16 protein-coding genes are annotated in these 16,316 nt (G+C 42.8%); 3 read left to right on the plus strand and 13 right to left on the minus strand.

The window, feature by feature from the left end; translation table 11 throughout:
* Nucleotides 1–10: 10 nt before the first annotated feature.
* The 9 genes from dnaX to ACZM6M_RS09235 all read right to left on the minus strand — a co-directional run bounded on the left by dnaX (nt 11) and on the right by ACZM6M_RS09235 (nt 9,804).
* Nucleotides 11–1,612, minus strand: a complete 1,602-nt coding sequence (gene dnaX / locus ACZM6M_RS09195; protein WP_118656558.1) for a DNA polymerase III subunit gamma/tau — start codon at nt 1,610–1,612, stop codon at nt 11–13.
* Nucleotides 1,609–2,520 (minus strand): AAA family ATPase, encoded by a 912-nt coding sequence (locus ACZM6M_RS09200; protein ID WP_118542832.1) that lies wholly within the window; start codon nt 2,518–2,520, stop codon nt 1,609–1,611. The genes dnaX and ACZM6M_RS09200 overlap by 4 nt, the downstream gene beginning before the upstream one ends.
* Entirely contained in the window at nt 2,505–3,491 is a 987-nt protein-coding gene (locus tag ACZM6M_RS09205) for a hypothetical protein (protein WP_118542831.1), read from the minus strand. The genes ACZM6M_RS09200 and ACZM6M_RS09205 overlap by 16 nt, the downstream gene beginning before the upstream one ends.
* Entirely contained in the window at nt 3,488–5,185 is a 1,698-nt protein-coding gene (locus ACZM6M_RS09210) for a hypothetical protein (protein ID WP_118542830.1), read from the minus strand. The genes ACZM6M_RS09205 and ACZM6M_RS09210 overlap by 4 nt, the downstream gene beginning before the upstream one ends.
* A 309-nt stretch (nt 5,186–5,494) precedes the next feature.
* Nucleotides 5,495–5,731, minus strand: coding sequence for a hypothetical protein (locus ACZM6M_RS09215; RefSeq protein WP_118542829.1), 237 nt, complete (start codon nt 5,729–5,731; stop codon nt 5,495–5,497).
* Complete coding sequence (locus ACZM6M_RS09220) at nt 5,716–6,195, minus strand: DUF3990 domain-containing protein (RefSeq protein ID WP_243032091.1); 480 nt, start codon at nt 6,193–6,195, stop codon at nt 5,716–5,718. Before ACZM6M_RS09220 ends, ACZM6M_RS09215 begins: the two co-directional genes overlap by 16 nt.
* A gap of 66 nt (nt 6,196–6,261) precedes the next feature.
* Entirely contained in the window at nt 6,262–6,486 is a 225-nt protein-coding gene (locus ACZM6M_RS09225; protein WP_118656560.1) for a DUF3791 domain-containing protein, read from the minus strand.
* A gap of 98 nt (nt 6,487–6,584) precedes the next feature.
* Nucleotides 6,585–7,025: a hypothetical protein gene (locus tag ACZM6M_RS09230; protein WP_118542827.1), complete on the minus strand. Its 441-nt coding sequence runs from the start codon at nt 7,023–7,025 to the stop codon at nt 6,585–6,587.
* A gap of 163 nt (nt 7,026–7,188) precedes the next feature.
* Nucleotides 7,189–9,804 (minus strand): ATP-dependent helicase, encoded by a 2,616-nt coding sequence (locus ACZM6M_RS09235; protein ID WP_489490210.1) that lies wholly within the window; start codon nt 9,802–9,804, stop codon nt 7,189–7,191.
* Between the two features lie 678 nt (nt 9,805–10,482).
* Here ACZM6M_RS09235 and ACZM6M_RS09240 point away from each other — a divergent pair.
* A complete protein-coding gene (locus ACZM6M_RS09240) occupies nt 10,483–11,874 on the plus strand; it encodes a hypothetical protein (RefSeq protein WP_118656564.1) in 1,392 nt (463 codons plus the stop codon).
* 26 nt (nt 11,875–11,900) lie between these two features.
* Nucleotides 11,901–12,401 carry a hypothetical protein gene (locus ACZM6M_RS09245; RefSeq protein ID WP_489490212.1) on the plus strand — a complete coding sequence of 167 codons (501 nt, stop codon included), beginning with the start codon at nt 11,901–11,903 and terminating at the stop codon, nt 12,399–12,401.
* Nucleotides 12,402–12,789: 388 nt separating this feature from the next.
* Here ACZM6M_RS09245 and ACZM6M_RS09250 read toward each other — a convergent pair whose 3' ends face one another.
* The 4 genes from ACZM6M_RS09250 to ACZM6M_RS09265 all read right to left on the minus strand — a co-directional run bounded on the left by ACZM6M_RS09250 (nt 12,790) and on the right by ACZM6M_RS09265 (nt 15,800).
* Nucleotides 12,790–13,227: a DUF1810 domain-containing protein gene (locus ACZM6M_RS09250; protein WP_118542822.1), complete on the minus strand. Its 438-nt coding sequence runs from the start codon at nt 13,225–13,227 to the stop codon at nt 12,790–12,792.
* Nucleotides 13,228–13,247: 20 nt separating this feature from the next.
* Complete coding sequence (locus ACZM6M_RS09255) at nt 13,248–14,090, minus strand: hypothetical protein (RefSeq protein ID WP_118542821.1); 843 nt, start codon at nt 14,088–14,090, stop codon at nt 13,248–13,250.
* 456 nt (nt 14,091–14,546) lie between these two features.
* A complete protein-coding gene (locus ACZM6M_RS09260; protein WP_118542820.1) occupies nt 14,547–15,287 on the minus strand; it encodes a metallophosphoesterase in 741 nt (246 codons plus the stop codon).
* A 309-nt stretch (nt 15,288–15,596) separates the two neighbouring features.
* Nucleotides 15,597–15,800 carry a helix-turn-helix domain-containing protein gene (locus ACZM6M_RS09265; RefSeq protein WP_118542819.1) on the minus strand — a complete coding sequence of 68 codons (204 nt, stop codon included), beginning with the start codon at nt 15,798–15,800 and terminating at the stop codon, nt 15,597–15,599.
* Nucleotides 15,801–15,901: 101 nt separating this feature from the next.
* On the opposite strand from ACZM6M_RS09265, the gene ACZM6M_RS09270 reads away from it, so the two are divergent.
* Nucleotides 15,902–16,303 carry a hypothetical protein gene (locus tag ACZM6M_RS09270; RefSeq protein ID WP_118542818.1) on the plus strand — a complete coding sequence of 134 codons (402 nt, stop codon included), beginning with the start codon at nt 15,902–15,904 and terminating at the stop codon, nt 16,301–16,303.
* The last annotated feature ends 13 nt before the right edge of the window (nt 16,304–16,316 follow it).

The raw sequence follows: 16,316 nt of genomic DNA on the forward strand, positions 1-16,316 counted from the left end.
CCCTGTGTAGTTAGCAGATTGTAATGTTTTTTATGCCACTTGCAGCAATAAATAACAGGATATCTTCTTTGTATTCTGGCAGCACCTTAAGTAAAAGGTTCTCTTCCTGCGTGATCCACTCAGCAGAAAGAAGTTTTTCCTTTATGACAGGGTCATTGCTGATTCTCTCGGACAAACTTTTTTGTGCAAGTTCTCCCGCAGAAAGAGCCGCAGAAGTTTCAGAAACTGTTGCTGTCTCTTGGAAAGAAGTGCCAGTTTCCTCTGCACTTTCAAAAAATCCGGGTTCGTCCGTATTATCAAAGGAGTCAAAGCCCCAGTCACCAAAAAGTGCGTCAAAATCTGTAGTTTCTGTTTGCGCAACTTCAGAGGTTTTGGAAGGAGTGATTAAAACAGGTACACTCTCCTCGGGTAAGTCGGGCTGAGCAGAGCTATTGGAAGTTATCGGGATATTGGTTTCTGCTTCCAGAGCCGTATCGACCGGTTTCGAAAATCCGACGGATTTTATAGACTTTAGTTCGGCAGACAGCCTGAACATCTGATCTTCCAATGATTTTAATTTTCCAGCAAGACCTGATTCACCAGTGTTCAGATCTTTTGTCGCATGGATATAGGCTGCTATTCCGCTGCCGGCAGCATTTTTTAGTTCATCATTCAGCCAGTTTATTTTAGCAGACAGCTCGCAAAGCCGTTCTAGTGTATAGTTTTCTGCGATAGCTGAAGATGATGATGGCTGCCCTGTTTTGGCCAGCAGCAAGGATGTGGATTCATTTAGGAGCTCTTCCGTAAGGCTTAGAAGAGATTTTCCGCTTTTGGCAATGGAATTTAAAGATTCCAGCAGCTTTGTGTAATTTCCAGAAAGCATCGCTTGGATGATTCGGAGCAGCTCATCTTTTTCAGACATCCCGAGAACAGATCGAACGACATCAGCCGTGATTTCATCTTCGCCATTTGATAGCTGTTCCAGCAGTTTTAAGGCATTTCGCATCGCACCACCAGAATAGGAAGCAATCAGTTCTGCAGCTTCCGGCTGAATACGGATTTGAAATTCTGTCGCAACTTCAAGAAGATGTTCACAGATGATGGCCTCTGGGATCTGCGTGATGGTATAGCAGGCAGATCGCGACCGGATGGTTGCCGGGATCCGGTCTGCTTCTGTTGTGCAAAGAATGATCAGTGCATAAGCTGGTGGTTCCTCCAGTGTTTTTAAAAGGGCGTTGAAAGCCTGACGGGAAAGCATGTGTACCTCATCAATGATAACGATTTTCCGCTTTCCGAGTGGGCGCTCGTGTAGCCAGTCTGTCAGGTCCCTTACATGATCAACTCCGGTGTTACTGGCACCGTCGATTTCCAGAAAGTCTACAGATCCACTAGATACAGATCTGCATCCATCACAGGTACCGCAAGGGTTTCCATTCTTATCTTTGTTTTTACAGTTTGCTGCCGTGGCCACGATCCTGGCAAGTGTTGTTTTCCCGGCCCCGTACTGCCCGGCCAGAATAATTACCTGAAAGAATTTGTCGCAGATGGACTGCATTCTCAGATTATTTACAGTAAATTCCTGCCCCTTTACCTCATCGAAGGTTTTTGGGCGTATCTTGGTATAAAGAGTCATAATTCCCCCTCTTTCATCATCTGGAACAGGAGTTCCAGAAAATCATGTTTTGTGTAGAGTAGCTTTTTGCCCCGGATATTGTGTGCCTGTTCAGAAATCTGGTAAGCCTGTTTAGCAGAAATAGGCAGTTCCGTCATATACGGGAATAATTTGCTTCCAACAAGTTTATGCAGGTATTGATCTGCATAGATGGCTTCCAAAAGCCTCACGATTGCCAGACGGGCGGCCGGTGAAAATGCTTCCAAAGCAAATTCGTCTTTTTCTTTCAGGAGACCGAAGGTTGACAGAAGATCCGCATGATTTTGTTGGTTCAGTGCTTTTATCATTCTGGCGGTCATAGATATGAAAGCGTCATCAGCATTTAGCTGTCGGAATAGTCCGGGACAGCCATTAGAAGCTGTAACCACCTCTAATGATACAAGATCTCCCTGTTCCATAAAAAACTGTGCCATATCATCTTCATTTACCGGAAGAAAACGGATTTCAAAGCATCGGCTGCATACCGTGCGGATCAAAGGCTTGTGTGCTATAAAAATGAATACACATTGCCCGTCTTCCAACTCTTTTAGCAGGCTGTTGGCCACGTTTGGGGTCATCTGATTCGCATTATCAATCAAAACAACGCGGCGCACAGTACTGGAATAGGAAATAAATTCTCTTAGGTCCTCCGTATCAGACAATTTGATGCTTGCCTGGTCACAGTCCAGACAGAAAAAATCTGCGCAGGAATGGAGTGGCTTATCAAGTCTGATGTCCAGGAGAAAGTGTGCCAGGATATCTGCACAGGTCCGCTTTCCAGTACCCTGAGGGCCTGACAGAATTAAATGCTGAGCATTTTTTTGTCCTTTGTCCATGTATTGCTTCAGAGCATTTTTCACATATGGGTTTAAAATCAGTTTTTCAAACATTCCTCTCCTCCTCGAAAGACCTCATAACCCAGATAGTCGCAGAAAGCTTTCCGGGTCTTATCGGTCGGATGCATACGGTCAGACTCGAAAAAGATCTGATCGATAGAATTCAGCTCTTTGCTCATTCGTACTGCGTTGGTGACAATAACTGCCTCCTTGGTTTTAGGCGGTGTCGTTCCATTGGCAGCTTCCAGAATATGTAAAAGTGCGGACATATCCGTAACTCGTTTCTCCTGTTCTAATCGGCTGTTTGTGCAGACTGCCATTAAAACCGCATCTGTGGAGGAACTCAAAAGGCGGGCCCGGTCCGTGAAGATGCCTTCCGCAGCGCTGAGTGTGAGCTGGGAAAGCACGCCGCTTGCGTGAAGAAGCGCACCGGCAATGACCAGCGATGGATCCGGCCGGATCACTTCATTTGGGCTGCCTTCGCAGATAGTAAGCGCCATATCAGCCAGGTTTGCAACATTGATGGTATGCTTTAAAAAACCGCCAAAGTATGGATGTGTGGCTTCCTCGGTCAGTGGGAATTCCAAAAACCGTTCGTATCTGGCAGTCCCCATACCGAATACAGCGCAGCATAAACTATACAATTTGGGATCCTCAATTTCATCGAGGAGTTTTTTTAAGAGGGTGATACTTTGTTCTACATCGTAGCTGGACAAAGTAACCCGGAAATCTGCCGGATCGTATGTTTCAGCCGGACTGATCCGGACAATCCGCAGCGTACACTGCTCCCGGAAAAGCTCAACTTTTCCGACAACACGGACAATTTTTCCAACATAGTTATCCGTTTCATCCGAGATGTGTTCGGACCAGCATTTTCCGTATACAATACCACTCTTATCACTGAGCGTAAGGTCCTGCCAGCGCCGGCCATCCGCGATCGACAATTTGACATTCCGAAGTAAAAACTCCGTTGCAATTTCCTTTTCGACCATGTTGGCCAGGTCCTTGATAAAAAATTTCTTCATAATGATATCTCCTCCGTTAAAAAATGCTGATCATAATATTTTTTGATCAGCTCCAATAATTTTTCGTTTTCCGGATAGTCAAATCCTCTTTCAAATTTCAGAAGAGAATTATCTACACCACGAAAACGCGTAAAATACAGTTCCCCGCAGCGGGCAAACACTTCCGTTGGGACCAAATAGTAATCCAGGTTGTATTTGCTGTTTCCATTCAGCCGTGCTTTTAAATCCGGATCTTCACAATCCGAAAGATATTCCTGCAGGCAGGCCTCATACTGAAGCCGGATTTCTTTGAAATCATAGCCTTCACTCAGCATTCCATGAAAGTGATCGTACATGTGCAGAAATTCGTGGACGTAGCTGCTAGGGGAGCGGACATCAATGCATACGCACTGGTAGGCCGGGGAATAAAGGCCGGAAGCATGGTGTCGGCCAAGCTTGCGGAAACGAATGGAAGCATCATAGGGATGCTTTCCCAAAATATCCCCAAGAGCAAGAAATTCTTTTTCCAGTTCCTGCATTTTGTCAAGATCACAGTCTTCGTCTACCTCTATATAGCGGTAAACTGTTAAGAAACGGCTCTCTTTCATGTAATCCTGATGCTTTGGCGGAATATTCTTTTTGGTCATAAATGCATTGGCTACCTCTGTGTTATTTCGATGATAGCGCTCATCCGCTTCCTGCATTTTGTGCTGTTCCATCAGGGCTTTTATAATGATGAGATATCCCTCTGGAATATTATCATTACATAGAAAATCCACTGTGCTGATAGAATACTGATTTAAGATCGGCAGGATCTGCTGCAGGAGTGAAAATTGAAATATAATTCCGTGCGCTTGTTGGCCGGCTATTCGCTCCTTTACAGGAATTTCCAGCTTGTCAAAAAATTGCATGACTTCTGGATACAAAACCTGCTCTTTTTCATAAGCATATACGGTACACATTTTCCCAAAAGCCTGGTATCTACGGGCAATTTCATCCAGAATGGACATATAGACCAGGTCATGGTCTTTAGACTCAATGGAATGGATGTAGCGCTTGTATTCAATCCGGATACGTTCTATGACTGCCAGTGTTGCAAGATAATAGGAATCCCATAAGATACATTTTCTCTTATCGTCTTTCAAATAGATTTTGCGGTTCCGGTTTCTGGGCTTTAGTTTTCCGAAGACCAGAAAGTATTCATTTTCAAATACAGTCATTTGAAAAATACAGTCCGTTGGCATACCGGTTGCTCCAACCAGCCTCGTTACCTGCTCATCATGGCATTGCGATAGAGAAATGCTAAATCCCAGAATCTCCTGCAGTTTTTCAGAAATCTCCTGTTCCGTGATCTGACCGGCCAGAAAATCTTTGTAAAGGGTATTTACAAAAGGATCGATCACCTTTTTCCAGTAGGTCTTGATCAGATATTCCGTGAAATCTTTTCGGCTGTTGCTCTTTTTCCAGAATTGGTCTCTGGAAAATAATTTGAAAAAGTCATTCATGGAATAAGTCCGGCGGGTTTTGATCCGGAGCAGTGACTGGATCCGGTCCTCTCCTTTGGCCAGATAATTGGTAGTCACCGTATTTTCTGGCAGAAAATCAAAAAGGTCGAAAAAATCTTCATCCGAAGATTCCATCGCCCCCTCATTTGTGTCTGGTTCATTGAAATTGAATAGCGCAGACAAATTGTACGGCAGTTGTAAAATAGCCATAGGTTCCTCCTCTCTTTGTTGTGAATGCACAAAAAAAGACCAAATTAGAATTCCTCTAATTTGGTCCGCATCTGTGCAGACTCATCCCCTTTTAATAAGCAATGTGCTTGAAACGAAGACAGAGTCTATTGTGTTTGAAATAAATTTTATCAAGGATAGTTTAACATAGATCAAAGGTGAGCGCAACGCCAAGAATGGACAGAAAAGAAGGAGCTAAGAATGGACAGAAAAGAAGGAGCCTTAGTGCCGGGAGGTCTGTTAATCAGAAAAGCTGTTTCAAACGCATAATACGTTAGAAACAGCTTTTTCTCAAATCTTTCTTTTGGAGAGTTCGTCCATGTATAATTCGGCAATATAGGATGGGCCATTGCACCATAATCGGGTCTGCTCATCGTAAAGTGCCTTGCCGGTTTTGGAAGAATAAAATTCCGGCAATATTTCCTTTGGACTTTTTCCTGTATCTTCTGCAATTTCTTCGACGGCCATGGTAATAAGAAGGTCAATCGTATAGTCTATTCGCTCTTTTGAAATCATTTCTTCAGCCATATTTTCTCGCTTTCCACAAAATGCAGGCAATCAAGCGCTGCAGTTGTTTTAAAACAATACTGATCCTTTAACTTATTCGGAAGTAGCTGTTTAATACAAAAATCATCAGCTTCTTTGCTTCCGGCTATTCCAAAGGCGCCGACTAGGTATGCAGCCAGCGTTGCATTTGTCGCGTCATCCGCAATTTTCCCAGCAATAATATCATATTTTGCCATAGTATCTTCAACATCCAGAAACAAAAGTCTTTTTCGATGAGCCGCAACACAGTGCAGCCATTCCACATTTGCATCATCAAATGCATATGTGGATAATTCTGGTGAAGGTCTTAACTGAAAGATGGAAAGATAGCCATAATCCTGATTCTCTTTAATGCTTCCATTTGCGAATGCTTTAGCAATGGAAGTCTTGAGAAAACGAATAGCCTGGTCCTTGGAGGTGGTCCAAAGTCTTTTCGTCTGGCGCATCTTTCCAATAAAGGCTTCTTTACCTCACAATAGCTGCCATGGTAAAGGATAAGCCCATCTGTAAAATCAAGCACTAATTTGGATCCCCTTTCTTTGAAGAAATTCCGTGATGTCTTCTAATACAGCATCATCTCCTTCGCAGTGAAAAATCCCATAACATTTTTCGATATAGCCAAGTACATCTGCTTTTCCGAAGATGTTAAAAATCTCATCCACAGGAAGATGCCATTCCTTTGATGCTAAACGTACCAATCGGGTCTGCATGAATATGATCTCTTCTTTTTCGCTCATCGCGAAATCCTCCTTTCCGAGCTATTTCTATACTCCATATTAACATAATATCTGCGCGTGAACAAGATGACGATGTGGCAACCAATTTAGTAAGCTTTTTAGTCAAGCTCGTCAACTACAATAGATCTTTTATATTCCTGCTTTCCTTCATAATCTCCGGTATAACCACTGGCCAGAAACCAATCTGACATTGCCTTCCTCTTTTGAAGGCCGCGCAATGCTTTTTCGTAATCAAAAACATAGGAATCTGCTATAAAATTTTTGCACAGTTCCCGGATATATATTATGTCATGTTCTGATTTACCCTGAAAACCATATTCCGTTTCGTAATTCGGGTTGTCAGAGTAGCTCTTGCGGTGTCCGGCATAGAAGATAACGTCATAGCAGCATTCGCGACGAATCTTCCGTTCCAGGTCTGATTGCTGCCAGTACGGATCACTATAGTCGGTAATCTTAATGTCGAATACCTTCTTTTCATCCATGTCAAAAAACTGGACACGGTAACGGCCGTCCCCTTCTTCAATCCACTCAAATTTCATAATCCTTTTCCTCCTGGTTATTTTTACTTTCCGTATATGCCATATAGTATTTTTTTTGATCAAGGGTTCTATGGTGACCGGGAGCTATGTAATTCTCCCCCCACTATTTCCATACCCCATCTTAACACAATATCTGTGCGTGAACAAGATGCCGCGGCAGCGGTCAATCGACATAGTTTTTAAACTCCGGATACAGTGGGGCATCGGAAAAACTACCCTGCAAAAGAAAGAGGTTTCGTTTGGCCCGGGTCATGGAAACATACAGTAGGTTCCGGCCCTCTTCTGATTCTTCAAACTCTTCTACTCCATAAATTACTACGGTGGGAAATTCTTTCCCTTTTGATTTATGAGCAGTAAGAAGGGTAATCGTATCGGGGCTTGCGGGATATTCAACCTCTGCTGTATCAGAAAATTCGATCATGGCATTCATATGGTTAAGAAATTCGGAAGCCGTATTGATAGCCCGCATTTCGATGCGGGAGCACAACTCTTCTACTGCCGGATGTTCCTTCTTCTGCCAGAGAAACTGGTAAATGGACCGAACGGCATCGGACAGATCCTGGGCATACAGAAGTTTTTTACAGGAAGAAAGTGTCCTGGCAAGTGCGATACCGGGACTGCCGGATGCTTCATATATTTCAAGCAGATCCGGATCATATAAATCTGGTTCTGGAAGATTGAAATATTTTAAGAAGCTTTCCAACATGTGGTCTCGCTCGACAGGAATGTCCAGTTCATATCCATTACGTTTCAGCTGTCTGTAAAGCGCCAGTGGATCATGAAAATTGGTCACGTAGAGAGAAAATGTGTCACGAATGGCAATAAATACCTCATCCTTTATGAGTAATGTTTTGGGTGAAGTTGCAAGGTAAAAACCATCTAAACTTTTTTTGATCTTTTCCAGCGCTTTATTTTTGCGCGCAATGATGGCAATATCTCCAGGTTTATAACCAGAGCGTTCTGCGGATGCAACCAGATCCCGGATGGTATCTACCAGAACATTTTTCCGATAAATCGGCCGAACCGTAGCGCGGTGATGGGAACGCAGAGATTTGCGATACCGATTCGTATTATTGGCAATCAGCGCATTTGCAGCTTCCAAAATGTGGTCTACCGACCGGAAATTATCTGGAAGAATCACGATTTTACTGTTGCTCCACATCTCCTGAAAATGAAGCAGGTAATAGTTGCTTCCTCCGCGCCAGGAATAAATACTCTGATCATCGTCTCCCACAACCACAATATTTTCATGGGATGCGATGGCGTATACCAGATCGACCTGATCTGACGAGATATCCTGGAATTCATCAATCATTACATAGCGAAAACGCTGCTGATAGCTTTTTAATACATCTGGATATTCGCTAAACAGTTGGTTGGTAAGCTGGATCTGTTCATCAAAGCAGATATACCCCTCTTCTTTCATTCGTTCCTTCAGTTTCTGATAAAGGCACCCTAAACCATCCGGATCAGGAAAATCCGCATGTTTTTTCCACTCTTCCAGTCCGTCTTTCTCAATGGAAAGTACAGCGTTGTAAATCCTGCTCAGCAGGCCGAAATCACCGGTGAGTCCGTCATAGTCAATGCCGGACAATGGAGAGATTTCATCAATGATCTGCAAAATCAGACGATAGTAGTCTACCTTCTCTGCAATTTTTAAGGATTTTCCTATGAAGTCCTCATGTTTGCGAAGAATCGTGTAGCCAAGGCTGTGGAAGGTAAAGATGGCCGGCAATGCACTTTCTTCACCGAGCACCCGTCTGGCACGTTCCAGAATTTCGCCAGCGGCCTTTTTGGTGAAGGTGACAAAAAGAATTTGTTCCGGCAAAATCCCGTTTTTGATCATTCGTACCATACGTGCAATCAGACAGTGAGTCTTGCCGGCACCAGGTACCGCGATGACTGCCATAGGGCCATCCATGTGTTCAACAACTCTCCGCTGCTCCGGTGTCAGTCCTTTCTCTAAATCGACTGTTTCCGCTGGAACAGGGATGGAAGTTTCTTCTGGTTGTTTTTCCGGTGCCAATGCGGAAGTATTCTGCTGATGGCATACATCTGTATAGCGGCAGTATTCACATTTTTGAGGTACGGAAAGCTGGATCGTGCTCAGGAGAGCCTGGGTGGCCTCCGCTATCCCGCCGTATCCCATTTGAAGATAGCATTTCCCTTCCGTATACTGTGAGGCCAGAAAATCAGCCTTATCCTCTTTGGATTTTAAGTAGCAGATCATGGAAATCGTTTCCTGTCCATAGGCTGGAGCGCTGATCAGGTATTGTGATAACAGTTCCAGGCTGTAATATGCCTGGGTCTCTTGCTTCCTGGCTCTCACAGAATACTGTGGTTCATTCGGGAAAATACTTAAAGCATAGACATGCTCCCCCTTTTTAAGAACCAGATCTGCTTGTGCAGATAATTCAGACACCGCTACGTGGTTGCAGCTTGTATTGACTGAAATCGCTGAGCAGAGCCTGGTCTTCAAAATCTGATAACCCTGCTCAAAGAACCAGTCAGCAAAGCGATGCCACCTGGCAAGGTCCTGATCCCGGCAGGTTTCATACTGGCGGTTATTAAGGAACCAGTCTCTGCTGTATTCCAGAAATGCTTTTTCGAGTGCTTCTGAAAATGAAGTAGGCCCTTTGGATAATGCTAAAATTAAAGAGTCCTTCTTTTGATAAAAAAACTGGGTACGTTTTGATGCAGCATATAATCCCAGCTTTCCGAGACGGTAGTGGCTTTCGCAGTGGCGAAGCCGGATAAGATCCCTGATTGTAAGTTTCATAGGCTAAGTCCTCCTTTTGGGCACGAAAAAAGGAACCTCCCAAAGGAAGTTCCTCCAACGTACATATTATTCTGTTTATTTTTCCAGAATTCCCCCACTCATTCGGTCATAAAATGGCGTGCGCTTTGTCAGAGACAAATGTTGTTGAAATGAAAGAATCTATGAGTATTTTACCATTGGATTTGGGGCAAATCAAGGATTATCAGATGATGGTATGACAACTTATGTAGATTAATGGGAAGAAATGTGCTATGCTAAAAAGGCTGCCGAACCTCCAGCAGAAAGGAGGTGAGTCGGATGGGAGATTTTATCATCACATTTTTTGTCTCTGTTTTAGCAGGTGTAGTTAGCTACTACATATGCAAATGGCTGGACAGAGATAAATAGGCAGCAACAGCCTAAACGGTCGGTTCGCCGTAATGAACAAGAAAACCCCAGAGGAGGCACCCTCTGGGGTTTTCGTTTTGCCGCATGGGAAATCATCACATTTCTTAGCTGCCTACATTTTATTATATTTTCATCGAAAAGTCAATATTCCTATGAATGCCCGTTTATCGCTGTATGAATATCTGGTTATCGTTTGTTATAATTAATAGTTTTGTAATGGAGAATTAAAGATAAAGGTTCACTTTTGTGCTACCATATTTATAACAAATAATTTGAAAAAGGGGCGATTACATGGAAGAGAGTTTCTGGAAACAGACATATGAGAAGATTCTGATTGGAATGGGTCTCTTTGGGATTACATTGAATTTTCTCTTTCTCAATCAGATTCTTCCCTTCCTTGGTGCCCTTTTGCTGTTTACGGGATTCCGAAAACTGAGACTGGAAAACCGCTGGCTGAAAGCCGGATACGCAGGCGCCGCGCTCAAAGTTGTGATTACCATCGTGAACATTGTGATTGGAAGTGTGCTCGAACGGGAGAAAATTTATGTTTCATATGTATGGAAAGTGATTGTTTTCTGTGGCGGAATTTTGCCGGTTTTTCTGATGGTTTGTCTCTTCCTTGGTATGCGTGAGGAACTGGAAAAGCGTAAGGCGGAAATAAAAAATGAGGTCCTGCTCCATATCATCATCTGGTATGTGGTGGTGACCGTGCTTGCGGTTCGGGAATATGAGGGCTGGATTCTTGGCCTGGCGATCGTTGCCGCATATATTGGAATCCTTGTGGAGTTAAAGAATATAGCAGAAAAACTGGAACAGGCCGAATATGTACTGGAAGAGCATCCGGTGCGGATTTCAGATGGAAGATACGCAGCGGGAGCAGCAATTCTGACTGCGGCAGGCCTGCTCATCGGCTATACATGTTTTGGTTCCTATCACATGGCGTGGACAACTGCAAAAGAAACGCAGGATTCGGCGAGTGAAGAAATCAAAGCACATCTGTTATCCCTGGGTTTTCCGGAAGAGATTTTGCATGATTTAAAGGAAGAAGATATTCTGGCATGCAAAAATGCCAGACAGATTTTGCTGAATCAAAGCGATGATTTGCTGCGGGACGGGGATGAGCGGCTGCAGCTTGACGGCGTGGCAGTGGAACTGGAACAGGAAGGGCAGTGGAAGGTAATCCATCATTTCTTATGGAACGGAAATTCGGGCTTTCGCGGGACAGAGGCAGTGCAGATCAATCCTGCATACCAGGAATTGAACGGCGGTTGGACTGCCCAGGGAGAACTTACCGGCCAGGTCCTTTACGATAAGGATGGGACTTCTTACACCGCAGAGTATGCGTCTTTACAAAATGAAGCATACGATACCAACCAGAATTTTCCATTTTACGGAAGCCAGCAGTATGCCAGCATTTTTGCAGAATTTTCCATGCCACATCGCGGGGAAAACTGCCGCGGATACGTGGCTTACGAAATCAAGGCAAAGGAAAGTGACTGGTGGATTGATTCCTGGCTCAATTACACCCATCAAAAGACCATCTGGCAGTACCCAGTGATATCTGCGGCCCAGAACAGAAAACAGGGAGGCTGGCTGAATGAGCGTGTGTTCAGTACTGTGCAGGATGCGCTGCAGGTGTTACCGGAGGGAGAACGTGAGAATTCTGTCGGCTTAGGAATGTAAAATAGGGAGTTGCAGAGGTGTTTTTTATGAAAAGAATCACATGCATTTTACTGACTTGCATATTATGTCTTTCTATTTCAGGCTGTACAAAGACATATAAAGGTACGGATGAACTGATAGAAAAAGCCAGAGAAGAAATTCCAGTTTCCGATGCGGATACGATTGATATGCAGTATGGAGGTATGTGTACCGTAGATGATACGGCACTCGTTTGGTTTATTTCTGGCAATCAATATCAGACGCATTACTACCTTCCTATGGAAGTAGAAATCAAAGGAGAAGCAGAATATGCTTATGTTCGGACATACAAACCGATGTCTCCTTTCATGGATATTGCTGTTTTGAACTGGAATCGTGGGTATGCCTTTATTGTGAACAATCCAAATTGTGTTTCTGTAAAAATTACGGATGAAGCAGGTACACATGAAGAAATGATAGAAAAAGATGCCTATCCGTATGTGTTCTATTGTTCATCTGTCCCATCGGAGTACGTTTTTATTGATGCTGAAGGAAATGAACTTAACTGAAACCTCAGCAACTTCAAATTTGAAGGGAGGCAGTTAAGATGATTTCTTGTAATAAGAAATTGAAGAGTGCAGCTAAGGGATTTCTATGTGGAATGTTGCTATATCTATTTATGATATTTATGACGGGGCATTTCACCTTTTTCAGATTATCTGAAATTCCGACGTATCTTTTGAGACGACTCCCATACGGAATAATGAAGTGTTTCTCCTTTGGAGTGGTTGGTTACCTAATAAGTTTGTGTTATTACATTGAGAAAAGAAAATTCAATAAATGATAAAAAGTGGGCTTCTAGGAATAATCGCAAAGGCTGCCGTCCTGGTATTTGTTAGGCGGTAGCCTTTGCTTATGCAAGAATGAAAATGTGCTTTTATATGTTGATTGACTCAGTTATTCATTCCTATGATCACAACTCTGCAGAATTTCCAGGGTCCTATTATCTCTTTCTCCACCGAAAAATTTTTTGAGTACTTTTTCAAATACATCAATTTCCGGAGCTACAGTATCAAATAGGGTCATACAGGACTGGAGCTTTCTATCATCTGGTTCACCCATTACTTTCTTTGCATCGTTGTCTTTAATTTCCAGCAGGACAGTGGATATTTCAATCAGATTATGGCCGAGGGTTGGATCCGTAATATAGTTTTCAGCTTCCTCACGACTTTCAATGGCATAGTATATCGCCATATTACTGTATCCGAGACCACGAATCTGGGGGAATATGAACCACATCCAATGGCTTCTCTTTTTACCTACCTTTAATTCCTCATAAGCGTCATGATAGTAATTCTGCTGTGCTATTAGGAAACGATCTAATGATTTTTTCATGAATGGCTCCTTAAAAATATTTACTTTGGCGAGGCTTCTGCAGGTGACAGTTGTTCAATTTTTGCCTGCAGCTTTGCATTTTCTCTATCCGCTTCTCTGATACGCTCCTGCATTTCACGCTCTTTATCCATGACGGCGCGCTCTTTATCAATTTCCGCACGCAATTTGCTTTCATTTAACTGAGACTGTAGGGCTGAAAATTTGTCCTGGAGCTCTTTGTACTGCTCCTGTAAATCCTTGTATTTTTCCAGATCGGCTTCCATACCAGTCATTTTTTTGAGAAGAAGATCATTGCTGGCAGTTTTTTCATTGGCAATCGTGCGGGCATCATCACGCTCACGGCATGCATGCTCTTTTTCACTCATTACTTTTTCAATTTGAGCAGTGGTTTCTTTTTTTATGGCTTCAATCTGGGCAGCGGCATCCTCCTCTGCTTTATTCATCGTATCCATGGCCTCTTTTTGGAGTCTGTTAGCCAAATCAGTATTTTGCTGGGCCCTATCCATATCAATTTGGGCCTTTGCAATAGCCTGTTCTTTTTCTGTAATCGCAGCATTTAATGCTTCCTGAAGCCTAGAAATTTTGGCATCCTGGCCGACTGCTATACCATTAAGTTGTTTAATTAATGTAGAGATCGTGGCTTCAACTGCCAGTAAGGGGCCTTCTAACTCAGGATGTGTCCCTCTGATGTTGTCGGACTCTGCAATATCAAGAATGCGCAGAATAGCATTCTCCTGCTGCTCGCCTTTTGGGTCTTCCAGATTTTTATACAGATCAATGATGTGCATCAGCCGTTCCGATGCTGTTGCGGTCAAGCGCATGCTGACCGGCTTTTTGGCAGATTTTTCTTTGATTTCTTCCATGGGATGCTCCTGATTGATATAAATGTTTACGTTTACATTATTTACGTTTACTTTAATTGTATTATAGCATCATACAGGCCACATAACAATAGAAAGTTTATTTTTAGTGAAAAACGTAAACTTTTTATTGCGAGAAATGTAAATAAAAATAGCCCTGGACATTTTTGCCCAAGGCTATATCATGCAGCATCAATTTTACTTTGCAATTAGGCGAATACACAATGAATTTCACGATATATGTTGAATTTAAAGTGCACGTGGTCACTGATTCCCACATGTGATAATTCAGCAGACAAGTACGGCAAATATTTTTGATTTGGAGTTGTTTAGGCATTTTAGAACAAAAAGTTTACGTTTACGCCGTAAACGTAAACTTTTATGGAGATGAGCAACGATTATAGCATATAGAAAGAAAAATTCCATAAATAATGCTATTCTACCGTTCCAGTGGAAGATCTAATCCAGGATCTTTTCAGGCTTAAAATTGAGGTAGTCTCCAGAAACCAGGTGATACCGGATCCCATGGTGAACTCCGTGGATACTGTCGCCGTAACGGGACTCTCCGTGGCAGTGGGAATATACAACATGCTCCACTCCGTACTCTTCGGCCATCCGCGTGAAGATACTCTCCTCTTCCACGATATTTGTTGGCGGATAGTGGAGAAACATAATATATTTACGGAAGCCGGCCTCTCTGGCGCTTTCAAAAGAAATCCGCAATCGTTCCGCTTCCCGCGCTACCAGCTTTTTGGCCTGTTTCTCATTGGCTTCATCCCATCCGACAATCTGCCCTTTTGAATTGATGTAGAATGGTCCCTCAAAGGTATATCCTTTTGTTCCTACAAGGGCATAATCCTGGTAATGATAGTGATTATTCTGCAGGAAATGCAGCTGTGGTTCATATTCTTGATTTAGAACTGCAGTTTTCTTGGCATCCCAAAACATATCGTGATTTCCCCGCAGCAAAATCTTATTTCCGGGAAGATCTGCGATAAAAGCAAGATCTGTTTTTGCTTCGGACAGATTTTTGCCCCAGCAATGATCTCCAGTGATGACAAATGTATCTTCATTTCCAATCAGTTTTCTGCAATTCTTTTCGAGTTTTTCTTCATGCTTTTTCCAGACTTTCCCGAATCTATCCATAGGTTTGTCTACGGAAAAGGCCAGATGCATATCTCCCAGAGCATATAGTGCCATGTTTTCTGAGTCTCCATTTAAAATGAATGTTTGATGAGCAGGCCGGACAATACAAACTGCGATGTTATATGGGGAGGATGCTCAACGATATTTTTAGTATAATGGGTTGCTTCGGGAGTGTCAATTCGATTTGCATTCACCTACATCTGGCCGGCTTAGGCCAGGAGGCTGATTGGCAAAACAAAAAGAGGATATGCCCATAACAGACATACCCGCTAAAATTACTTTGTTGTCTGCATCAAAGTTTAGAAATAAAAAAGTTTACATTTACAGCGTAAACGTAAACTTCCAAAGAAAGTGGCAGATTTTTCATGCATCATCTGTAAATGATACGACATCGTTGGGCGTGCAGGACAGATATTTGCATATGCGTTCTAATGTTACCAAGGTTATATTTTGGCCTTTTTTGAGCCGGTCAAGCGTATGATTGTCAAGGACCTTATCCTTCAACAGAGTATACTGTGTAATTTTGCGTTTCTGCATCGTGTCCCATAACGGGCTGTAATCAACCATTGAAAAGTCCTCCTAAGAACAATCATAGCTGAATTACGGATAAATCAACATTGTGCATATATGCACAATGTTGTATACTGGTTAGAAGGAGGTAAGAGAATATGCAGGAATTTGACTATAGTAATGAAACATCGAATGATTTGTATGATGCGGTGGATGGGCTGTCTTATGAGGAAGCGGTATTTGCCAAGGAAGCTATTGAAAAAATAAAAGAGGAAAAAGAAGAGAAAAAGGTCATGAAATTTAAAAAATGGTTTAATGAGGCTCTTTTCCCGATTCTTAATGAATTTGCTGCTGTTTCCGGATGCTGCCTTAAAATTGATCAGGATGCGTGTGGCGGTATGACAGTAACATTAAGGAGCAAGTATGGCGTTGATATCACTGCAAACCAGAAACAAATGCACATGGCAATAGCATTCGCAGACCACATTGCTGTAAACAAGTGGTCTGGAGCTGATGAGGTGGAACTTACTCTCATATATGGTATTCCTGAAGAAGATTAAGAATTGAATGGAT

It is taken from the genome of Enterocloster sp. (assembly GCF_057861365.1).